We start from the raw sequence: 20750 nt of genomic DNA on the forward strand, positions 1-20750 counted from the left end.
TGGAACTGAAAGCCGCCTTTAGGCGGCTATTGAACTGGGGCCGCGTTAGCGACCCCACGTACCGCTTTGAGCGGTTCACAACATAAAGCCCCCGGCTTTGCCGGGGGATATTTACTTGGCGACTACCCTGGTCCGTGTTGACGATCTCGGGTGTGCCGTACCGTCTGAACGTTTCCTCAAGGAGATCGACAACATGACAGGCTTCGAGGGTAATCGCCAATTCGGCCGCCAAGACTTTGCGACAGGCCCAATCCACCACCGCCGTCAGGTAAGCGAAACCTTTGGTGAGACGAGTAGGGGGCGTATCCAGAGTCCAGACCTGATTGGCGCGATGGGTCGTCATGCCGAACAACAAGTAATGATAGATTTCACGTCCCGTCCGCTTCTTACGGGTGGGGCTTGCGATACAACGCCTCAATACCCATCCATTGCACTTGTGTACTGTGGGCTCAGGGCTCAGGGTTTCGACATACTTGCGAGTCGCCACACGATGCCTTGCGCATGCCATTAATCTGGTAACAGTCTGGCACCCATTAACGGGTGTTTCAATACAGTCATCCAATTGACGCACTTGAGCCCTTTCGGTATCACGCCCAAATTACGGTCCGAAACGGGCTTGGGCAAATAATAGACGCTCCCTCAAATGCTATTGAGTGAGTCTGCTTGACGACGAACGAAAGTATCGAGTGATGGTCTATCATCGCTTTGCGCTTAGCAATCCCGTCTTGTTAAGAGCACTAACGTCCTTCTGGACATGTTAAAGTAACAAGAATTCCACTTAACCGTCTGTTCAATTCTTCGGCGCCACCTCTGCCAACGCAGGCTTTCAACATTCGATCAAATTCACCGCCAAACCTCCACGCGAGGTTTCTTTGTATTTGGTTTTCATATCGGCGCCAGTTTCGCGCATCGTCTTGATGACCTTATCCAGCGACACGAAATGTGTGCCGTCACCGCGCAATGCAATCCGCGCGGCGTTTATCGCCTTGACCGACCCCATCGCATTGCGCTCGATGCAGGGTACCTGCACAAGGCCGCCAACCGGATCGCAGGTCAGGCCCAGATTATGCTCCATGCCGATTTCGGCCGCATTTTCGACCTGCTCCGGCGTGCCGCCCAGCACTTCCGCCAAGGCACCGGCGGCCATCGAACAGGCCACCCCCACCTCGCCCTGGCAGCCGACTTCGGCCCCGGACAGCGACGCATTCTCCTTGTATAAAATCGCGATCGCGGCCGCGGTCAGCAAAAAGCGGATTACGCCGCCTTCGTTCGCGCCTTCGCAAAACCGCCAGTAATAATGCAGTACCGCCGGGATAATGCCTGCCGCACCGTTGGTCGGCGCGGTCACGACACGTCCGCCGGCGGCGTTTTCCTCGCTGACGGCCAGCGCGAACAGATTGACCCAGTCCAGCGTTCCGACCGGCACGCCCGGCGTCTGCCGGGGGATTTCGCCGATCAATTGCCGGTAAAGATTCGCGGCCCGGCGCTTCACCTTCATGCCGCCCGGCAAGGTGCCTTCTTCATGCATGCCACGCTCGACGCAGGACTGCATCACCCGCCAGATGTTCAGTAGGTTTTGACGAATTTGCTCCTCGTTCAGCCAGGCCTTTTCGTTGCTCATCATCAACGCGCTGATCGGCATGTCATGCGCCGCGCAAAGCTTTAACAGCGCATCGCCGGTTCTGAACGGGTATGGCAGACGGGTGTCGTCATGGGTCAACCTGTCAACTGCCGCATCCGCGCCGGTCACCACGAAGCCGCCGCCAACCGAGTAATAATCGGTTTGCAGCAGTTCCCTTCCGGTTGCGTCGAAAACGTTGAAGCGCATACCGTTGGAATGATAAGGCAAGGCCTTGCGGTGAAACAGCAAATCGGCCTTCTCGTCGAAACGCACCGGATAGCGCCGCAACAGTCGAATGGCTCCGATCTCCCGGATCGCCGCCAGCCGTTCCGGAATGATCGCGGTATCGATCAGATCGGGCGCCTCGCCCTCCAGACCGAGCAGCACCGCCTTATCGGTGCCGTGCCCCTTGCCGGTCGCGCCGAGAGAGCCGAACAACTCAACCTGGAGACGATCGACTTTGTCGATGATGCCTTGCTGCTCCAGCTTATTCGCGAAGGTCATCGCCGCCCGCATCGGTCCGACCGTATGCGAACTGGAAGGGCCGATTCCGATTTTAAAGATATCGAAGACGCTAATCGCCATGATTGCCCTCTGAATGCTGCAATAAAGAGAAGGGATTCAATAAACTGAAGTGTGAATTCTACAAATGTAAAGGCAATGATCATGCCATTGTAGAGAATATATTGAATCTTAGACCAAGCCGCGCCGGCGAGTTCCCATCAAAAATCTGGGCGGGATGGGGTTTGAAACTCCGTCCCAAACGTTTTATCGGTGCCATTATTTTTGAGCACCACGAAAACTCTGTGGACGGGGCAGCCCGCCGCTTCGGCTCCGCTCAACTAACGGCAAGAAAGAAGGCAAAAGCCTTCCGCCATCAACTTACGGGCTCGGCAACGCTTTCCGGTCAGACAGCACCGCCACAAAACTGCTGGCTTCGGCAATCGTTTTTTCCATCGCCTGGATCAATTGCGCGATGTCGATGCCGATTTCGATGAATTCATGTTGCAGCGCGGCGATCGCCTGCGCGTTCAGATTATGTTTAAGATACAGCACCTGATCCTTGAACGCGGACAGCACCGGCTGGATCTTCGCTTCGGCCATGCGCAGCGCCTTGATAAGCCGGGCATAATTCTGCCGGGCCAGCTTGAGCTGCTGCTTACTGTGATTTTTCAGTGCACGGTTGCTGTATTCGTCCAGCTCCTTGTCCCATTCGGCAAACAGCGCCTCGCTAACTTCCTCGATCGCCCGGATACGCGCGCTGACCGCTTCGGACTTCGATTTGCAGAACAGGTATTTGCGGTTCAGCTGATGATAGCGGTGTTCGAGCGCCGCATCGTTCACGTTGACCAGCATCTTGAAGCGCTGCAACGCATCCTCGAATTCGTTGCGGGTTTCCTGCAGATTGACGCAGGCCTGTTCGACTTGGTGCACCACGATCGATCGTTTGTGATCGCCGCCGATCGATTCCCTGGCATTGTAATAAACAGATTTGATTTGTTTTACAAATAAGCGCCGGATAAACGACAAGGCATAAGTCACCAGATCGCCGCTCTCCGTTTTGTTTGGTTCAGCCATTCAATGTGTGTTGATTAATTATTGTAATTTTATAACGCGCTTCCGCTGAGTAATCGCAAAACGCCTTATCGAGAATCTGCCGCGCCGTCAGTTCCGACAGACCTTCACTCCCCTCTATCGCGGCAGATTTTACCAAAATTAATTCGCCGGCCGATACCTGACCCGCAAGCCAGGCCGCAAGGCTGTCGGAAGTGATGTCCCAACTGGCGGCGACGCCGGCCCGATCGAGTTCATTCGGGTCCGGCGACCAAATCCGGATTGACGGCAGGTTTTGCAGATCGGCAACTCGCCGGACAATCGGCCAATGCGGTTTCAATCCGTTGAACAATAGCGCCATCTGCTGCATCGCCAACAGCGCCATCCGATGCGCGGTCACATCGTCGAACCGCCATTGCCGCTGCGCGAGTCTGACCTGATCCGCAAACAGCCCGCCGCCCGGAACCACGACGACCGCACTGCCCGCGAATTTCCGCTCGATCGAATCGAGACAGTTCGCCAAGGTGCCGGCCGCCGCGAGACTGCCGCCGAGCTTCAGCACGATCATCGTGTGGCCGTAAACTGCCTGAGCAGATCGAGTAAGGCCGCCGCCTTGTCGAAACACTCCTGATATTCCTCTTCGGCAACCGAATCGTTCACGATGCCGCCGCCGGCCCAGAAGCGGATCTCGCCGTTCGAATGCACGAGCGTCCGGATCACGATATTGCTGTCCATGTTGCCGTCGAAACCGATATAGCCGATCGAGCCGCAATAGACGCCGCGCCGGCAGGGTTCGAGTTCTTCGATGATTTCCATTGCACGAATTTTCGGAGCGCCGGTAATCGAGCCGCCAGGAAAACAATGTTTCAACAAATCAAGCGCATGTTTGCCGTCCGCTAACAATCCAGTAATCGTGCTGACCAGATGATGCACGGTTGCATAAGATTCGACCGCAAAAATTTTCGGCACCTTGACCGAACCCTGCTTGCAGGTCTTGCCGATGTCGTTACGCAGCAAATCCACGATCATCAAATTTTCCGCACGGTCCTTCGGGCTGTTGCGCAAAACGTCCATTTGCAGAAGATCTTCGTTCGGGTCCGCCTTGCGCGGCCGCGTTCCCTTAATCGGTTTAGTGGTGACCTTGCCATTGATCAACCGTAAAAAGCATTCGGGCGAGGAACTCAACACCTGCACGTCTGGCAGATTCAGATAGGCGCTAAACGGCGCGGCATTCAGTTCGCGCAATTTACGATAAGCCGTCCACGGAGCGCCCGCGCACGGCGCCGAAAACCGTTGCGATAGATTGATTTGATAGCAATCGCCTTCGGCCAGGTAATGTTTGATTCGATCGAAAGCCCGGAAATAACCGGTCTTGTCCATGTTGGTCTTGATCTCGCCAAGTACCCGGAACGGTGCTTCCGCACGCGGATTCGGCAACACGCTGAACTGATCGATCAGCTTCTGCCAATATTCCGGATCGTGCGCGATGCCGGCCAGATAGCTTTTTTGCTTGCGATGATCGACGACGACCGCCCATTCGTAGATGCCGACGGCCATTTCCGGGATGTGCTCCAGATCGGCCGCAATCGAATCCAGATGCTCGAGCCGTCTGGCCAGATCGTACGCGAAATAGCCGATTGCTCCACCTTTGAACGGTAACTCATTTTTTGACTGCTGGATTTTACCCAGTTCATGCTTGACCAGCTCAAACGGATCGGCCGGCGATTGGACGCTGTGGCCGTCACGGGTAATTTCTGTGATGCCTCCGCGCGTGACTAATGTGCATATCGGTTCAGCCACCAGAATATCGTAGCGATCCAAAGCACAAGCCGGATAACCGCTATCCAAAAAGACCGACCAGGGCTTTCCGGCGATCAGCGAAAATAATGCGGCACTGTCCGCGAAATACGGCAAGGAATCCTTGCGCAAATTAGCTTGAAGCATTGAGGCGGCTGGCTCTGTTAAGGCTAACGCAGTTGGATTGAGCTGGAATCGGGCTCATTATGCAATATAACGCAAGGTTTGATGAATGTTTCTGATCTGATGGCATCGAGGGTTCAGTGCCTCCTGCAACGCAACCGCAAATTTTGGAATCAGAAGTGTCGGCAAAGAGGCTTGAATTGGCGGCAAAGCGCAAGCGGTATGATGAAAGCGGACGATCGCGTGTCGTGAATGGCGGCTATTGTAACATTGTTTGGCACAATGCTCGACGCCGGTTCGCGCATTCAGCACGCCTTCGCCTTGTCCCGCTCGGCTCCGCATTGCAGCTGTGTTAGCGATTTTTCGAGCGCGGCAAGATGCGGCGCTATCGATGGACCGACCGACAATTGGGGTTTGGACGCTTCCAGTTGCTCATGCTGCTCGCGCTTGGCGATCGAAACCGCCGCGTCCCTGAACGCCGAAATCAACGAAAACCGATTCTGCAACTGCTCCTTGAACACCGCTTCGCCGAAATAGGTGAAATCCGATTCGGAACCGCAGCCGAACGAGGTGCGGTCGGCGGCCGCGGCGGTCGCGACTAGCGTGTTCGGCCCTTTCAGCGCATCGACAAAGCCGCCGGAATAACAGGCCGACACCACGATCACCCGCCATTTGATGCCGGCCCGATCGAGCATCGCCTTCAACCGTTCGGGCGTCAGGTCGTGCAACGGCAGCGGCCAGAATTCGACCGAGAGCGTATGATCGCTGCTGCCGTGGCTGGTCAGGTACAGGAACAGCACGTCTTCATCGCGGTTCATGATCTTGCCGATCCCTTTCAAGGCGACTTCAAGATTGGTAGTGGTAGCCAGCGGCGTATCCGCGAGCGTGTCGAGATGGTTGACCAGATTCAAGGAATGCCCTGCGGTGTCGAAACGTTGATCGAACAGGCGTTTGATGTAATCGACCTCGATCGAAAACACGTCCTCGGTCGCGAAGCCCGCAAAGCCGACATAAAACAGGTCGACATGTTTTTTACGCTCGGGCCGCAGCCGGTTCAGCGCCTCGCCAAGCAATGCCGGCTGCCGGTACAGCAGCGCTTCGGCGTCCAGGTCCTTATACTTTACATAGGAGTCGCTTCTTTCCGAATCCTGTTCGTCGGGCGGATACCAAAAATCGCGGTAATCGGCAAACCACCATTCGGCGGGATCGATGGACAAGAGCACCAGCACCACGCTGATCGCGGTGGTCGGCAGCCGGTCGCAGACCAGATACAATCCTCGCCCGAGCAACACCAGAAGATAAACGGCAGCCGTCCCCCCAACCCACAGCCCGAGGTCCGGCCAGCCGGCAAACTCATGCTCATTCAAATAGCGCGACAGTGTCTGCAAAACGATCAGCACCGGCGCCAGGCTGTATATCACGACAGCGATCTGCAACACCGCGTTCTCACGCCGGATGATCTTCGCGACCAAATAAATCGCGATCAAAAAACAGGCCAGATCGAAGGTATAGACCGGCAATGCATATATCTGAAACGTCGGCGCCGGCAAATTCAATAAATAGCCGGAGCCGATTTCGAACAGCAGATCGAGCCCCAGAAGCAGCAAAAACTGGTCGTGGCTGCAAATAAAGCCTTCGAGTTTGCATTGACGGAAAAACGCCAGTCGTAAGCCGTTTTGCAGATTGGCCAATAAGATTGGCAAGGGATTCATACGAAGATCGGTAAAATGGCCGTTGGCGGCGGTTTATGCATTGCGATCTATTTTAACCGCTCGCGCCGCCGATTCGATCATTTTTCCTCGCGGAGTGACCGACCGACGACGACATACCGAGTCGTCCCTTTGATGCTCGGGCAGCACGAGGCGTCGTCCGGGCCATTGGTCAACGTATCGAGACGGATGCCGTTACCATCGACCGCGGCCAATTCTACCGAGCGCAGCGATTTACCGCCGACCTCCGCGTGCGCCAGCGGCACCAGCCTGCCATGCCGCCTTGCGAAGACAGCCAGGTATTGCCCGAAATTATTCGTTCCCTGCTGGCTCTCGATCGTGTACAGAACCACCGCGTCGGCCGCGCCATCGCGGTTAACGTCGCCATCGATCCGTTGCCGCGCCTCTTTATACTCTTCGCCGCGTTGTTGCCGTGCTTGCTTCGAAATATAGGCGTCTATCGCCTTGGCTTCTTGGTCTTGTTGGGCAAAGGCAGTAGAGACGAAGCCGGCGATGGCGAGCATGATCGAAGCTGAAATTGTGCGTTTCATGGTGGATTCCTCTGCGGCGAAATATGACCTTAATCGCCCGATCTGATTCCAAAACTTCGTAAACCAGATGGTGTTGTTTGTTGATATTCGATTGTTGGATTTGATGCAGCAACGTCGCAATTTCCGTAATTAACCTGTTTCTTTTGCGACCAGCAGAACGCCTAGCGAACCAATGGTACTGATTCGGTTGATCTTAGCGACTTTGCGGCCGCACCGATCATCGATCAACAACTTATCGGCGTTCAGTTGTTTATAAAGCAGCATCGCCTCGGTTTCGCCTGCGTCGGCAAACGCATCCAAAAACACATAAGACTGCAAATCGACCTGCCGTACCTTGCCTTGCAAAAAGGCTTTCAGTACTTGGGCTTGTTTCTTATCGGGCTGGACCGCTTCGTTATAAACGGTTTCCGGCACAAAAACGGAATCAAACAACCGTTCCAGCAAACTCAAACCATCGCAGACCGCCAGCGCGATCAGCGCGGAACAATCCGCCACCAGAATCATAGCGATCTCATGCCGGCCGCTCTTCTTGCAATTCCTCCTTGCTGATATCGATCACCGCCACTTCGTTCTGTTTACAGGCTGCCATGAAATCGTAAATATTCAGTCCCATCAACTCGGCCGCTTTCGCCAGTGTCACCCGGCTGTTTTTGAACAGACACAGGGAATAACTAAAGCGCATGTCTTTTTCGATGTCGGCAGCGGATTGGAACGCGACAAAATCACTCGGTAAATTGACGGCGATTTGCATGGGTTTTTCCTTTAATTTCTATGACAGTAACAATAGGATTCGGCTTTTTCCAATAATGCTTTGTTTTTCGGGCGCGGGTTCTTTGAATGGGTTCAAAATAAATGAGACATACAGATATTAAGTGCTTCGCAAGAGGTTCGTTTGCAATCGTAATTCGATAAATCAATGGGTTACGCTACCCAGGTAACGCAAACGGATTTTCTGCTGGCCACTTATCTCGGTTTGACTACGCTATTTCCGCCTGCTTGAGCAAATTTTTTCCGTGGCAAGCAATGCCATGTCCGGAGGATAGCCGAATTGCCGCAAAGTCCGTTTCACGATGACTTGTAGCTTGGCTCTGACGCATTCTTTAATCGTCCAGTCAATCGAGGCATTTTCCCTGACCTTTTGCGTTAAGATCACCGCCAATTTTTAGCAAAAGACAAGACCGGCTTTCTCTCGAAGCCGACTGGAATGACTATATGTCGGCAATGACGGATGCGGGAATTCTGCACAACTCCGGGTGAAATTGAATTTGGTGCGTCAGGTATGCAAACGGCCGTTTCTTGTTGTCCGGCGTTGACTGATAAATCGGTGGCAGGGAAGAGTTACCTGTCAGGCTTTCATAATCAATAAGGGTACGTTAGAATTCCGTTATCCATCCAAATCATTCATTTTTGAAAATAAACAATGAGCAATCAATCAACTGCCGAGTATCTATCGTCCCACGAGTTTTTTTCCGAATTAAACGATGACATTTTGAAATTCCTGTGCGAGTGCTCAAGCATTCGCGAGATTAAAAAGGGGGAGATCCTGTTTCGCCAGGGCGAAAAAGCGGACAAGTTCTATGTGATCAGAAAAGGTTTCATCTCCATACAGATTCCGGCGATCATGGGCCCGGCCCTGGAGATCGAGACTTTGGGCAGGAACGATGTCCTGGGGTGGTCCTGGATGATTTTACCCTATAAATGGCATTTTCAAACCAGGGCGGAAGAGGATTCGGAATTGCTTGCCTTTGACGGAGCCGCCATACTGATACGCTGCGAGCAAGATCCGAAATTCGGTTACGAATTGTTAAAGAAATTTGCGGGATTGATGTCGGTGCGTCTGAATGCGGCACGCCAGAAGATGATGGAAGAATGGAACCCGACCGGGTTTGCTTAGGGGCTGTTGCCGTTTTACATAGGTAACCAAAAGAGAGCGCAGGCTAGAGCGATACTGCTTTCAAAATTGCGTTGAACGAGTACAGGAAACGTAACGGTAGTGGAGCGGTGTACGACGTCCCCCTCCCCCCGTAGCCGTAGGGGGCGGGTGTTTTGACGAAATTGGAGCGCGAGCGGAAGCGGAGTCAAAATACAAGGCCATCCGACACGGCGTCAAGTCATTGTGGGAGCCCATGGATGGCCCACGGCGAACCCGGAGGGGAGTCGTGCGTCGTGGCGGACACAGGACGAACGCGGGCCGCCGAAGGCATTAACCGCCAGCAAATTTTTCGCTACTGAAATCGGACGGATCCCATTTCAGCTTTCGCGAAAAATGCTGGCGCTCCTGTTTGTGATTTCATGGCAGTGAATCCTCAATCGGATTGTTCTTGAATCGAGCTTAAACTACGAGGCGTTTGCATCAAGCAGCGGCCAATCGGTGTAGCCGTGTTCATCGCCTCCGTACCAGGTTTCCCGCGGGGCTTCGGTCAATGCGGCACCGCTCTTCAGTCTCTCCACCAAGTCCGGGTTGGCGATAAACGGACGGCCAAAACAGATCAGTTCGGCTGTGCCGTTGCGACGCGCGGCCAGCGCAAGCTCAAGCGTGTAGCCGTTATTGGCCATGTAAGGGCCCAGGAACAGTGCGCGCAATTTTTCAAGACTGATACCCTCCGGCACTTCGCGCGACATGCCGGTCGCGCCTTCGACGAAGTGTAAATACGCCAGATTGAAGCGGTTCAGTTGTTCTATCAAATAACCGTAAGTGGCCATCACGTTGCTGTCCAGCGGCGTATTGCCAGTGTTCGGGGTGACCGGCGCCAAGCGTATCCCGACCCGACTACCATCGCCCCAGATCGCGACCACGGCTTCGACGACTTCCAGCACCAGACGTGCCCGATTCTCGATGCTGCCGCCGTATTGATCTGTGCGTCGGTTAGTGGAATCCCGGATGAACTGATCGAGCAAATAGCAATTGGCGGCATGTATTTCGACCCCGTCGAAACCAGCTTGTTTGGCGCATGCTGCGGCATGGCGATATTGCTCGACGATGCCTGGCATTTCGCCGGTTTCCAGTGCTCGCGGCGTGGGTACCTTGCGCAGGCCTTGTTCGGTAAAAGTCTCGCCTTCCGGCGCAATTGCCGAAGGCGCGACCGGCAATGCGCCGTCGGGTTGCAAGGAGGGGTGCGAGAAACGCCCGACATGCCAAAGCTGACAAACGATTTTGCCGTGTTGTTGATGCACGGCATCGGTGACCTGTTTCCAGCCGGCAACTTGTGCGTCGTTGAAGATACCGGGCGTGAACGCATAACCGCGCCCTTGCGGGGAGATATTGGTGGCTTCGCTGATGATCAAACCCGCGCTGGCGCGCTGCGCATAATAGGTGGCTTGCAAAGCGCCGGGAATGCCATCGTTCTTAACCCGGCACCGCGTCAGCGGCGCCATCACGATACGGTTAGCCAGTTGCCAGGCGCCTATTGTGACGGAGTCGAATAAGTCGGTGTCGGCATGATAGGTCTTAGTCATCTTCATTGCTCCGGAAGTTAATGAATTTCTTTGTGATGCAGGCTGATTTTAACCAGCGACGCCCCCAGGAAAATCATATTAATCCCTAGGAACAAACCCAATAGCCAATGCGATGTTTCAGACCAACTGATCGCGATGATCAGCGCAAAAACCAAAGCCGTCATGCCACTGAAAAGAATTAAACCCCAGTTGGCCAAAGGACGCATCATGAATGCCAAAGAAATTTTAGCAATGCCTTCAAAACCAAAAAATAGCGCCATCAGCATCGTTAACGTTAAGATGCCATTGGCTGGCTGAGCAATAAACAAATAGCCCACGACAACTTGCAAAATGCCCATGAATAGCCATGATCCAAAACCGGGCATATCGGAAAATAGTAGGGCTCGACCGATGTGAACGGCGCCACCAAACAGAAGGAGCCAGCCCAAAAAGATAACGATGGCCACGGTAAAGAACTGAGGGATCACGACCGCACAAAATCCAAGCAGGATAAAAAAAATGCCTTCCGCCAAAAACAACTTCCAATGCGTTTGAAAATAATTCAGCATTTGTTGTTGCATGCGTTTGATTTCAATATCGATGTTTTCTCTTTTGTTCATGTTCCCCTCCTAAAATTATCGGCAATGTAACAGAAATCTTGCACGGCCGGGTTTATGCAATACTTTATTTATATGCAATGAATAAAATAAGCGACTTGGTATGACTATTAATGCTTAACGCCTCTTTGTCAACCCGGACTTACAACACGACAACTTGCGCAGAGGGTGAAATCCTCGGTAATCAGCGTTTATTTTCTGGGGATTGCCTACTGAACAGGAGCCTGATAAGGAACATTAACTCATTGCTCATATAACGCCATTATCCACTACCGGCAGCACCCAATACCTAATCCCAGCGCCGGAAAACTCCACTCTCAGGCGCGCCAATAAAGCGGTCAAAACATCTTCCTCGACATACATCTGAAATCGCAGGCGTTTCTGCCGGCCGGAGACCTGTTCGGCGAGCGATAGGCCTTCGTTGCGGTGGTCGTGAGCATATACCGGGAAGCTGCTGAATCCGTGTTCGGATTCGAAGGTCAACAGACAATCGACGATCACTTCTTCAAGGCTAGTCGGCACGTTCAGGGTGACAAGAAATTCTTTTCCGCTCATGCTTGCTCCGGGGTGCGGCCAAATAGTTTGAAAAGGATCGGCAACAGGAAGAGGGTTAAAAAGGTCGACGAGACGAGGCCGCCGATCACGACGATTGCCAAGGGGCGCTGGATTTCGGAGCCGGGGCCGGTCGCGAACAATAGCGGAATCAGGCCAAACGCGGCGATGCTGGCGGTCATCAGGACTGGCCGTAAACGCCTGGCGGAGCCGATCACGACGACCTTTGCGAGATCCATGCCGGTGTCCAGAAGCTGATTGAAATAGCTGACCATCACCACGCCGTTCAGCACCGCGATGCCGAGCAGCGCGATGAAGCCGACCGAGGCTGGCACCGACAGGTATTCGCCGGAAATCCACAGCCCGAACACGCCGCCGATCATCGCCAGCGGAATGTTCGATAATACCAACACGGCCTGGCGCACCGAGCCGAAGGTCGAAAACAGCAGCAGGAAGATCAATCCCAACGACACCGGAACCACGATCGACAGGGTCGCGGCCGCGCGCTGCTGGTTTTCGAACTGGCCGCCGAATTGGACCGTGTAGCCGGTCGGCAGTTTGACTTGTTCCTTGACCTTTTGCCGAGCTTCGTCGACGAAGCTGACCAGGTCGCGGTTCTGCACGTTGCTGCGCACGACCGTAAAGCGCTGGCCCTTTTCCCGGCCAATCGCGACCACGCCTTCGACTTTTTCGAGTTTGGCGATGCCGGTGATCGGCACATGGCCGCCGCCGGGCAGGGCGATCTGCAGGTTGTCGAAAGTGGCGGTATTGCTGGCGCCGCGCAGCAGCAACGGCGTGCGCTTGATGCCTTCCTGCACAATACCGAGTTTCAGCCCTTCGATTTGCGAACGCAGCAGCGTTTCGACCGTATCGCTGTCGAGGCCCAAACGGCCCGCGCGCGCCTTGTCAATGGTCACTTGCAGAAATTGCATGCCGCTGTTTTGTTTGACGAAGACATCGGATGAGCCGTCGATATGGCGCAGGATATCGCCGATTTGCTCGGCCTTGTCGCGGAGTACCGTTAGGTCGCTGCCGAACAGTTTGACCGCCACATCGCCGCGCGTACCGGTCAGCATCTCGGAAACGCGCATTTCGATCGGCTGGGTAAAGCCGAAGGCGATGCCCGGCGTTTCGGCCATCACTTGGCGGATTTTCTCGACCAGCTCGTCCTTGCTTTGCATCCGCCATTCGGCTTTCGGCTTCAGCACCAGGAATGTGTCGGTTTCATTCAGGCCCATCGGGTCCAGGCCGAGTTCGTCGGAGCCGACGCGCGAGACTATCGTGCCGATCTCGGGAATTTGTTTGAGCAAGTTTTTCTGTACCTGCCCATCCAGAGCCACCGATTGTTCCAGTGAAATCGATGGCAGTTTTTCGAGCTGCACGATGATGTCGCCTTCGTCCATCGTCGGCATGAAAGTGCTGCCGATCTGGGTAAAGACGATCACGGTCACTACCAATAAACCGCCCGCCGCGCCGAACAGCTTTTTGTAATTATCGAGACACCAGGCCAGCAAGGGTTGGTATAGTTTCAATAATTGCCGGGGCAGCCACGGCTCTTCATGAGATACCTGCTTGAGCAGGAATGACGAGACGACCGGGATCGCCGATAATGACAATACCAGCGAGCCGCTCAGCGCGAAGACGATGGTCAATGCGACCGGCGTGAACAATTTGCCTTCGAGCCCTTGCAAGGTCAACAGCGGCAGGAACACGATGATGATGATCAGGATGCCCGAGGTCACCGGCGCTGCGACTTCGCGCGCGGCACGGTAGATCACGTGCAGACGCGGCAAGCGCCGGGCTTTTTCGGTGTGTGCGAGATGGGTGATGATGTTTTCGACCACCACGACCGCCGCATCGACCAGCATGCCGATCGCGATCGCGAGTCCGCCAAGGCTCATCAGGTTTGCCGACATACCCATTGCATTCATCAAGATAAACGTGAACAGCGCGGCCATCGGCAAGGCCAGGGCGACGGTGACTGCCGCTCTGAGGTTACCCAAAAACGCGATCAACAGGATGACGACCAGCGCGATTGCTTCCAGTAACGCATGCAGCACCGTATCGACGGCCTTGTCGACCAGATTGCCGCGATTATAAAATACCTTCACGTCCACGCCGGGCGGAAAGCCGGGACGGATCTCGGCCAGTTTGTCTTCTATACCTGAGATCGTTTGTCGGGCATTCGCGCCGCGCAGGCTCAGTACCAATCCGGTGACCGATTCGCCCTTGCCGTTTTTACTGACCGCGCCGTAGCGGGTCAAAGCGCCGATTCTGACGTCGGCGACATCGCCCACCGTGACCGGAATGCCGTTTAGGTTATCGATCACGATGCCGCTAAGATCGGCGAGCGTTTTGATGCGGCCTTCGGCGCGCACGATCAAGGCTTCCTCGCCGGCGTCCATTCTCCCTGCGCCGTCGTTGCGGTTATTCGCCTCGATCGCATGCGTCAATTTGTCGATCGAAATACCGCGTGCGGTCATCCGGGTGTTGTCCGGGATCACTTCGAAGCTTCTGACCATACCGCCAAGCGAGTTTACGTCCGCGACTCCCGGCACGGTGCGGAGTGCGGGGCGAATTACCCAGTCGAGCAGGTCGCGCTTTTCCATCAAGTTCAAATCGCCGCCTTCGATCGAAAACATGTACATCTCGCCGAGCGGCGTGGTCATCGGCGCGATGCCCCCTTCGACGCCCGACGGCAGAGAGCCCCAGAGTCCGTTTAAGCGTTCGGCGATCTGCTGGCGCGCCCAGTAAATGTCGGTGCCTTCGGTAAAATCGACCGTGATGTCGGTCAGCGCATATTTGGCGATCGAGCGCAGCATCACCTGATGCGGGATGCCGAGCAGTTCGATTTCGATCGGCGCGGTGATGCGCGCCTCGACTTCCTCGGGCGTCATGCCCGGCGCCTTCACGATCACCTTGACCTGCGTCGGCGAGACTTCGGGAAAGGCGTCGATAGGAATATGCGTGAAGGCATGGTAACCCGCGCCCGCGAGCAGCAGCACCGATAATAGAACCAGGATGCGCTGGCTTAGTGCGAATTGAATCAGGCTGGCCATTATTCGCCGCTCCCGAGGCCAAGCCAGTTCGCCTTCAGTGCGACCGCGCCTTTGATCGCGATCTCTTCGTTTCCGCTCAATTCGCCGCTGATCACCGATTCTTCATTCTGTTTGCCGATAATCGTAATCGGCGTGACCCGAAAGCCATCTTGCGTGCGGACAAACAGATACGATTTGCCCTCGTTTTGCGCGATTGCCGCATTCGGTACTTTGAAGGCCGGTGTTGCGGTGGCCTGCATGATCTGAATAGTGATGCGCTGTCCCGGACGAATGGACGATTGTTTGCCGTCAATGATCGCTCTAGCCGTGACAGTCTGGTTTTCCGGATTGACGTTCTGACTCAGTTGGCTGATTTTGGCGGTAATTTTCTCGGCGGCAGGGTCGGTATTCTCGGGCTGTACATTGTCGCCGATTTTGACCTGGGCCGCGCGTTCCTGAGGAATATTGATTTCGAGCCAAAGGACGTCCAGATCGGCGATGCGATATAACGGCGCCAGCATATCCACCCGCGATCCGGCGACACCCATTCGTTCCAGCACCGTACCCGAAATCGGGGAGAGTACATTCAGTTTGCTGCTGAGCCGGTGCGTGCTTTTCAAACGGTTGATTTCCGCATCGGTCATACCGGCGATTTCAAGCAACTGCCGGTGTTCGTTGGCTTCGGAAGCGAAAGCGATGTATTGACTATGCGTTTCCTGCCAGCGGCGCTCGGCGATCACGCCTTCTTCAAACAATTTTTTATCGCGTTGGTTAGACAGCAATCCCAACTGCAATTCGTTTTCGGCTTTCAAATACAGGCGCTGCATCGATAGCAAATCGGGGCTGTTCAATTCCGCCAACACTGCGCCTTTCTTTACCATGTCGCCGATCGAGGCGTTCAATTGGGTAATTAAACCCGCTTGCGAGGCGCTGACCAGATATTCGTGCGCCGACGGCACCATGACTTTGGCTGGCGCGGTCAGCATCGGAATTTGCGCGACGGACTCGAGTTTACCCAAAATCACGCCTAAGTTATTGAAGCGGTCGGTGGATATCGTGACGCGCATTTCAGCGTTGGCGGTAGTCGCCAGACCGGCAGAGGGATGCAACATGACGAAAGGCGCAAGGCAAGCGCTTATAAAAACAATCATCCGGCGTTTTAGTATTATTTTTTTCATGGCATTACTCCAACAGCCTGATTATAAAGTGCAATATCGCGTTGAAGCATCACCAAACGCTCCTTCGCGTTTAGGATGGCTTGCAGGGTTCTTGCCTTGACCCTTAACAAGTCCATCAGATTGATTTCGCCGACCGAGAAGCTGATCTCCATCATTTCCATATGTTCCTCGGCGACTCTTTTCATTTCTTCGGCGATTTTCAATTCCTCCTTGTTGACTTCGAGGTTGTGTTCCGCTTCGTGATGCGCGAGTTCGAGATTGCGATAGAGTTGTTGATACTCGGACTGCAACTTGGCCGTTTCCACCTGGACGGCAGCAATATGCGGTTGGATGTGCGCATTGCCGCCGAAAGGCACCGTTACGGCGATATTGAAACTTTCCGTGTTATTACTGCGGGGATCATGGTTGCTGGGCCTATCGCTGTTGATGCCAACTATCAGGTTCGTTTGACCGGAACCAATCAGTTTCAGCGATTCAATCTCGGCTCTTTTTCGTTCGATTTGGCCATTTAACGCGGCCAGAGCTGGGTGATTCTTCCCGATTTCATCGAGACTGATCAGATTTTCTTTGAACTCGACGGGCACTTTGGTGGTTTGCGTGATGCTCGTATAGCGTTTCCGCGCATGCATCAGTTCGGCTTCCACCAGTGTCAGCGCGGCACGTTTTTGCAGCAATTCGGTTTGCGCGAGCAATTCGTCGGCGCGAGGCAGGTCGCCCAATTCGACGCGGCGTTGAATCTTTGCAAACAGCTGTTCGTAATTGCTAACCTCTGCCTGAGCCTGATCATAGCGGACTTTTTGCAAAGCCATATCCCAGAGCGCTGATCTAACCAGACCGGCCACGCGTAACTTGGTCGATTGGGATTGCGATCCTGCGCTTGCTTGGGCGCGGTCGGCCAGACTGCGTTCTGCATCGCGCTGGCCGAAGTTCCATAACGGCACCTCCACGACAGCGTCTACATAATGTAGGGTGCCGCTCGTAGCTTCCTGGAAACGCAGTCCGGCTTTTGATGCGCCGGAAGTCCAGCTTTTGCTGCGCTCCAAGATCGCCGCCGCTTCCGCTTCCTGCGCATCCAGCCAGACGATGTCGGGAAATTTTTCCATCGTCATATCGACAACTTTGGCAAGATTCAACGCGGCATCGGCTTCGACCGGGTCGTGATGGTCGACGATCGGTTTGACATCCGGATATAACTCCGGTGGCCGGTCGATGTCTTCTGGCTGTGCGGCAAAAGACAGCAGCGAAGCGCAGAGCGCCGCGATGACGCGGCCGCAGCGGTGAAAATTCAATGCAGTCATAATAATAATACTTAATGCGGCGACAGCGCCGCTCTGGATGACACAGACAACTCTATGTGCAACCGCGCGAAAAAACGCAAGATTCACTAAAAAGTCTGACGGTTTTGTCTTCCGTTTTAGGAAGACCGCAGATCGTTAGCTGATTGGAGGGGCGCGCGGAGACAGCGCGGGTGAACGCGGACGCGACAGTAGGAGTGGAGGCTGAGGAAATTCAGCGCTGGAGTTTGACGCCGCGGGCGTTTTCAGAATCCAGGTCAGAACAGGCAGGCAGTCGCTTGCAGAATGTTCTTCCGACTGGATGCGTTTTTCCCGCATGCCGTCATCGATCGCGACGATACAGTCGCCGGTATTCGAGACATGCAGCTCGGGTTGGACTGACATGGCGGCGGCGGAGGTGCTGCCGAATGACTCAAGCCCTGGAACATGCAAGCCGAAATGCGTTTGCTGCGCGCCGGTATGCGCATGCAGCAACGGTGCAAAAAATTGCAGTATGACCAATAACAACGGCAATAATGAGCGGCTTGATAACGACATGGCGGCGAGAGTGAAAGTCAGCGGCTATTATACCCGGTAAACTTAATCGAATATGAATTTTAAACGACGCATCCTTTAGCCGGATGCGTTGAAGTAGGCACTATGAAGGCGCACGCAAAAGGGACTCGCGTCACAAAAAGCGCCGATCGGGTCGAATTGTAAAGTCTGATAATGACATCTCCCCAGTCTTGCCAACGCGTTAGATTTTATACTAATGCACTATAAATGGATCTCTTGGGCGCTGAGAAAACGCGGTGGACCATCGGGGCGAATTCATCCAGCCGCATCGGTTTTCTATTCGGATCAAACGCCGGATTGTCATACTTTTCGCAAAACGTGGCGGTGCGTTCAAAGCAGGGATGGCCTCGAAACTGCTCGCGCAGATTCCGGTCCAGGCCCAGGTGGTGAAAAAAATAATAACCCTGGAAAATGCCGTGATGCTGGATCATCCAGTGGTTTTCCTCGGAGACGAACGGTTGCAGTATCGCGGCGGCGATGTCCGCATGATTATAGCAGCCGAGCGTGTCGCCGATGTCGTGCAGCAGTGCGCAGACGACATACTCTTCGTCCTCGCCGGCCTGATGCGCGAGCGTCGCGGTTTGCAGCGAATGTTGCAGCCGATCGACCGGAAAGCCGCCGAAATCGCCGTTCAGCAGCTTCAGATGATCCAGGATGCGGTCGGGCAGGCCGGTGGCGAGTTGCTGGAAATGTGCGCGGAGAATCTTCCAGTCCTCGACGGTACTGTCCTTCAATGCGGTAAAGCTGACGACATCATGCGTTTCATGATTGTTCATCGAAACCTCCGGGTGAAGTGCGATTGGGCCCTGTCGGGAATTTATCATAACCGATGCGGCGACACCAGTCCCGGAAGACTCGCGGCGATGGTAAGCGGCGCACGCCGTGCCATGACTAATAACGCGGAAAACCGTAGTAACCGCCCCAATAATACGGATAGCCGTAGTAACCGTAGGGATAAAAACCGCCGGGGCCGAATCCTCCATTGTAATAATAGGGTGTGGGTTCATAGTCCGGCCACAGATGGAGCGTGGTGGTTTCCAGCACCGGCAGTCGCAGCAGCTTATTGCCGATCATCAGTTCTTGGTCGCCGGTCAGGACGCCGGCCGCGGTGATCTCTTTATCCTTCTTGTACACGGCCGGATCGAGAAACTTGCGGCTGTCGAGATAGAAGCGTCCTTGATAAGGTTTTTCCCGATTCGGCCGTCCGTAACTGTTCAGCGGATAGGACAACACTTGCAGCCGGGTGTAGTCCTTCTCGTTCTGCACGTCGATGATCACGCCGCCCCAACGCACCGGTGCGCCTTTGTAGCGCGCTATGTCAACGCTCGCTTGCGGAAACGATATGTCTACCGCAGGCGGATCCTTGATCGCCGGCGGCAGCGTCGAGCAGGCGTTCAACAACGAAGCAGATAAAAGCAGTAAAACTCGAATGTTCATGATTTGACTCCTCTCGTAACGCCGGTCTCGGGTCGCGGCATCGCGTATCAAACGAGCGTTCCCGCACCGGATGCGCTGGGGAAGCGGGGTTATCTCAACGGCCGTCTTGTCGTCTGGCGATCAACGCATTCAATGGGTGTTTTTGGGACAAATACGTTTTGTCTATCGCATACACCTTGCGGCCGATTTCGGGGGTGGCAAGGTAACGCCATTCTATCTCTTTGATGTGTTTCGGCAACGTGTATTCCGGCATCAGCGCGATGCCGAGGGCGAAGACGACCGCATATTTTTCTTCATAGAGCAGCGCGGAGGGATAAGGTTCACTGAACAATTGCGCGGGCGAGGAGATGACAAGATCAAGTAGAACGGATTCGAGTTAATGCAACAAGATGCTTTCCTGATCGATGATCAATTCGAGTTCGATCTGCGAATGTGCATGCTGATAGCTCGCCAGCAGCGGGCCTAAGCGTTGCGCGCCGATAGTCCGCATCAGCCCGAGTCGGAGGCTTTTTGTTCGCCTGTGTCAGCGAAGGCTGGGAGATAAAGCAGAACTGCGCGGCGCGCGTGAATCGCACACGACCAGGAAATAGCGGATTTAATGCGTCTCCACGTAGCGTTCCTTTACCTATAGGCGGAACCTATTATTTCGTAGAAAGTTGCTATTTTACAAATAGCATAAAAAGGCCAGGGCATAGCGCCAAACGATGCAATTATCCATTTGAAAAAGCTATGATATTAGCCGAACCGATCGTGGCTCATTTGGTTCCGTATGATGTCGCCGGATTGGAACAGGGCCTTGCGGAAGCCCTGAAGCCTTTGGCTCTGATATTCCGCCAAGACGCGCCCGCCTAGCTTTATAGAGAAGCACTCATGTCCTATCTATCTTCAAGTCCTGATTTGGCTGATTTGTCCGGCATATCCCCACCGCGATCGCGCCGAGCGCTGCGGGCATTACCTGAGAGAACTTCAGGGGCCGCAGTTGCCCGAAACCCTTGCCGGTAATGGTGATGCACAGCAAAAACGACAAGTTGTTTCCGGGGTTCGACAAGCAAACGATCGGCTGGTGGTCAGCCTGCAACGACCGCGCCGGCAGCGCGGACGCTCCTGAAACCGGCTGTATTGCCTATACCGGCTGCAAAAACGGCGTGGCGACCTGGTATTGCGAAGGCGAAGGGCCGCATCCCGTTTGGCCCGGCAACAACAAAGCCATTCAAATTTTTTAAAACCGTTCACTGAGTCGTCTCCTGACGGTTTTTTCACAACACCGCACTCATCTTCGATTTGAACG

22 protein-coding genes are annotated in these 20750 nt (G+C 54.5%); 3 read left to right on the plus strand and 19 right to left on the minus strand.

From position 1 onward, the window contains the following. The 9 genes from U2W12_RS15650 to U2W12_RS15690 form a co-directional block, all read right to left on the minus strand. On the minus strand, positions 1–487 hold a 487-nt coding region (locus U2W12_RS15650), incomplete at its 3' end, for a DDE-type integrase/transposase/recombinase (protein ID WP_326501630.1). A gap of 339 nt (positions 488–826) precedes the next feature. Next, positions 827–2206, minus strand: a complete 1380-nt coding sequence (locus U2W12_RS15655; protein ID WP_326501631.1) for an L-serine ammonia-lyase — start codon at positions 2204–2206, stop codon at positions 827–829. Between the two features lie 297 nt (positions 2207–2503). After that, on the minus strand, positions 2504–3199 hold the full coding sequence (locus U2W12_RS15660) for a DUF2959 domain-containing protein (RefSeq protein ID WP_326501632.1): 696 nt from the start codon (positions 3197–3199) through the stop codon (positions 2504–2506). Further along, positions 3192–3743, minus strand: coding sequence for a uridylate kinase (locus tag U2W12_RS15665; protein WP_326501633.1), 552 nt, complete (start codon positions 3741–3743; stop codon positions 3192–3194). Before U2W12_RS15665 ends, U2W12_RS15660 begins: the two co-directional genes overlap by 8 nt. Then, the gene (pabB, locus tag U2W12_RS15670) at positions 3740–5119 is read right to left on the minus strand and encodes an aminodeoxychorismate synthase component I (RefSeq protein ID WP_326501634.1); all 1380 of its coding nucleotides are present in this window, start codon (positions 5117–5119) and stop codon (positions 3740–3742) included. The genes U2W12_RS15665 and pabB overlap by 4 nt, the downstream gene beginning before the upstream one ends. Before the next feature lie 281 nt (positions 5120–5400). Beyond that, the gene (locus U2W12_RS15675; protein ID WP_326501635.1) at positions 5401–6807 is read right to left on the minus strand and encodes a C13 family peptidase; all 1407 of its coding nucleotides are present in this window, start codon (positions 6805–6807) and stop codon (positions 5401–5403) included. A 77-nt stretch (positions 6808–6884) separates the two neighbouring features. Beyond that, entirely contained in the window at positions 6885–7355 is a 471-nt protein-coding gene (locus tag U2W12_RS15680) for a hypothetical protein (protein WP_326501636.1), read from the minus strand. Between the two features lie 129 nt (positions 7356–7484). Next, positions 7485–7859: a DUF3368 domain-containing protein gene (locus U2W12_RS15685; protein ID WP_326501637.1), complete on the minus strand. Its 375-nt coding sequence runs from the start codon at positions 7857–7859 to the stop codon at positions 7485–7487. Between the two features lie 7 nt (positions 7860–7866). Then, the gene (locus tag U2W12_RS15690) at positions 7867–8106 is read right to left on the minus strand and encodes a UPF0175 family protein (RefSeq protein ID WP_326501638.1); all 240 of its coding nucleotides are present in this window, start codon (positions 8104–8106) and stop codon (positions 7867–7869) included. A 669-nt stretch (positions 8107–8775) separates the two neighbouring features. On the opposite strand from U2W12_RS15690, the gene U2W12_RS15695 reads away from it, so the two are divergent. Beyond that, the gene (locus U2W12_RS15695; RefSeq protein ID WP_326501639.1) at positions 8776–9249 is read left to right on the plus strand and encodes a cyclic nucleotide-binding domain-containing protein; all 474 of its coding nucleotides are present in this window, start codon (positions 8776–8778) and stop codon (positions 9247–9249) included. Between the two features lie 443 nt (positions 9250–9692). On the opposite strand, the gene U2W12_RS15700 is transcribed toward U2W12_RS15695, so the two are convergent. From U2W12_RS15700 to U2W12_RS15745, 10 genes are all read right to left on the minus strand, one after another. After that, positions 9693–10811 carry an alkene reductase gene (locus U2W12_RS15700; RefSeq protein ID WP_326501640.1) on the minus strand — a complete coding sequence of 373 codons (1119 nt, stop codon included), beginning with the start codon at positions 10809–10811 and terminating at the stop codon, positions 9693–9695. A 17-nt stretch (positions 10812–10828) separates the two neighbouring features. Further along, on the minus strand, positions 10829–11410 hold the full coding sequence (locus U2W12_RS15705; RefSeq protein WP_326501641.1) for an HdeD family acid-resistance protein: 582 nt from the start codon (positions 11408–11410) through the stop codon (positions 10829–10831). A 246-nt stretch (positions 11411–11656) separates the two neighbouring features. Then, positions 11657–11962 (minus strand): DUF3240 family protein, encoded by a 306-nt coding sequence (locus U2W12_RS15710; protein WP_326501642.1) that lies wholly within the window; start codon positions 11960–11962, stop codon positions 11657–11659. After that, on the minus strand, positions 11959–15018 hold the full coding sequence (locus U2W12_RS15715; protein WP_326501643.1) for a CusA/CzcA family heavy metal efflux RND transporter: 3060 nt from the start codon (positions 15016–15018) through the stop codon (positions 11959–11961). The genes U2W12_RS15710 and U2W12_RS15715 overlap by 4 nt, the downstream gene beginning before the upstream one ends. Beyond that, complete coding sequence (locus U2W12_RS15720) at positions 15018–16175, minus strand: efflux RND transporter periplasmic adaptor subunit (RefSeq protein ID WP_326501644.1); 1158 nt, start codon at positions 16173–16175, stop codon at positions 15018–15020. Before U2W12_RS15720 ends, U2W12_RS15715 begins: the two co-directional genes overlap by 1 nt. Then, a complete protein-coding gene (locus U2W12_RS15725; RefSeq protein ID WP_326501645.1) occupies positions 16172–17473 on the minus strand; it encodes a TolC family protein in 1302 nt (433 codons plus the stop codon). The genes U2W12_RS15720 and U2W12_RS15725 overlap by 4 nt, the downstream gene beginning before the upstream one ends. Before the next feature lie 135 nt (positions 17474–17608). Next, the gene (locus U2W12_RS15730) at positions 17609–18007 is read right to left on the minus strand and encodes a hypothetical protein (protein WP_326501646.1); all 399 of its coding nucleotides are present in this window, start codon (positions 18005–18007) and stop codon (positions 17609–17611) included. A gap of 206 nt (positions 18008–18213) precedes the next feature. After that, complete coding sequence (locus U2W12_RS15735) at positions 18214–18801, minus strand: HD domain-containing protein (protein WP_326501647.1); 588 nt, start codon at positions 18799–18801, stop codon at positions 18214–18216. 115 nt (positions 18802–18916) lie between these two features. Next, entirely contained in the window at positions 18917–19462 is a 546-nt protein-coding gene (locus U2W12_RS15740) for a Slp family lipoprotein (protein WP_326501648.1), read from the minus strand. Positions 19463–19556: 94 nt separating this feature from the next. Continuing rightward, positions 19557–19793, minus strand: coding sequence for a hypothetical protein (locus tag U2W12_RS15745; RefSeq protein ID WP_326501649.1), 237 nt, complete (start codon positions 19791–19793; stop codon positions 19557–19559). A 398-nt stretch (positions 19794–20191) separates the two neighbouring features. Between U2W12_RS15745 and U2W12_RS15750 the strand changes: the two genes are divergently transcribed. Together U2W12_RS15750 and U2W12_RS15755 are read left to right on the plus strand one after the other, a co-directional pair. After that, positions 20192–20314, plus strand: a complete 123-nt coding sequence (locus tag U2W12_RS15750) for a hypothetical protein (RefSeq protein WP_326501650.1) — start codon at positions 20192–20194, stop codon at positions 20312–20314. Between the two features lie 155 nt (positions 20315–20469). Beyond that, the gene (locus U2W12_RS15755) at positions 20470–20685 is read left to right on the plus strand and encodes a hypothetical protein (RefSeq protein ID WP_326501651.1); all 216 of its coding nucleotides are present in this window, start codon (positions 20470–20472) and stop codon (positions 20683–20685) included. The last annotated feature ends 65 nt before the right edge of the window (positions 20686–20750 follow it).

Source organism: Methylomicrobium sp. Wu6, from assembly GCF_035916875.1.
GTDB lineage: Bacteria > Pseudomonadota > Gammaproteobacteria > Methylococcales > Methylomonadaceae > Methylomicrobium.

Bases quoted from the DNA above. Each gene is read 5' to 3' on its own strand.
- U2W12_RS15655 (WP_326501631.1), bottom strand. From the start codon at position 2,206: ATGGCGATTAGCGTCTTCGATATCTTTAAAATCGGAATCGGCCCTTCC.
- U2W12_RS15660 (WP_326501632.1), bottom strand. From the start codon at position 3,199: ATGGCTGAACCAAACAAAACGGAGAGCGGCGATCTGGTGACTTATGCC.
- U2W12_RS15665 (WP_326501633.1), bottom strand. From the start codon at position 3,743: ATGATCGTGCTGAAGCTCGGCGGCAGTCTCGCGGCGGCCGGCACCTTG.
- pabB (WP_326501634.1), bottom strand. From the start codon at position 5,119: ATGCTTCAAGCTAATTTGCGCAAGGATTCCTTGCCGTATTTCGCGGAC.
- U2W12_RS15675 (WP_326501635.1), bottom strand. From the start codon at position 6,807: ATGAATCCCTTGCCAATCTTATTGGCCAATCTGCAAAACGGCTTACGA.
- U2W12_RS15680 (WP_326501636.1), bottom strand. From the start codon at position 7,355: ATGAAACGCACAATTTCAGCTTCGATCATGCTCGCCATCGCCGGCTTC.
- U2W12_RS15685 (WP_326501637.1), bottom strand. From the start codon at position 7,859: ATGATTCTGGTGGCGGATTGTTCCGCGCTGATCGCGCTGGCGGTCTGC.
- U2W12_RS15690 (WP_326501638.1), bottom strand. From the start codon at position 8,106: ATGCAAATCGCCGTCAATTTACCGAGTGATTTTGTCGCGTTCCAATCC.
- U2W12_RS15695 (WP_326501639.1), top strand. From the start codon at position 8,776: ATGAGCAATCAATCAACTGCCGAGTATCTATCGTCCCACGAGTTTTTT.
- U2W12_RS15700 (WP_326501640.1), bottom strand. From the start codon at position 10,811: ATGACTAAGACCTATCATGCCGACACCGACTTATTCGACTCCGTCACA.
- U2W12_RS15705 (WP_326501641.1), bottom strand. From the start codon at position 11,410: ATGAACAAAAGAGAAAACATCGATATTGAAATCAAACGCATGCAACAA.
- U2W12_RS15710 (WP_326501642.1), bottom strand. From the start codon at position 11,962: ATGAGCGGAAAAGAATTTCTTGTCACCCTGAACGTGCCGACTAGCCTT.
- U2W12_RS15715 (WP_326501643.1), bottom strand. From the start codon at position 15,018: ATGGCCAGCCTGATTCAATTCGCACTAAGCCAGCGCATCCTGGTTCTA.
- U2W12_RS15720 (WP_326501644.1), bottom strand. From the start codon at position 16,175: ATGAAAAAAATAATACTAAAACGCCGGATGATTGTTTTTATAAGCGCT.
- U2W12_RS15725 (WP_326501645.1), bottom strand. From the start codon at position 17,473: ATGACTGCATTGAATTTTCACCGCTGCGGCCGCGTCATCGCGGCGCTC.
- U2W12_RS15730 (WP_326501646.1), bottom strand. From the start codon at position 18,007: ATGTCGTTATCAAGCCGCTCATTATTGCCGTTGTTATTGGTCATACTG.
- U2W12_RS15735 (WP_326501647.1), bottom strand. From the start codon at position 18,801: ATGAACAATCATGAAACGCATGATGTCGTCAGCTTTACCGCATTGAAG.
- U2W12_RS15740 (WP_326501648.1), bottom strand. From the start codon at position 19,462: ATGAACATTCGAGTTTTACTGCTTTTATCTGCTTCGTTGTTGAACGCC.
- U2W12_RS15750 (WP_326501650.1), top strand. From the start codon at position 20,192: ATGATATTAGCCGAACCGATCGTGGCTCATTTGGTTCCGTATGATGTC.
- U2W12_RS15755 (WP_326501651.1), top strand. From the start codon at position 20,470: ATGCACAGCAAAAACGACAAGTTGTTTCCGGGGTTCGACAAGCAAACG.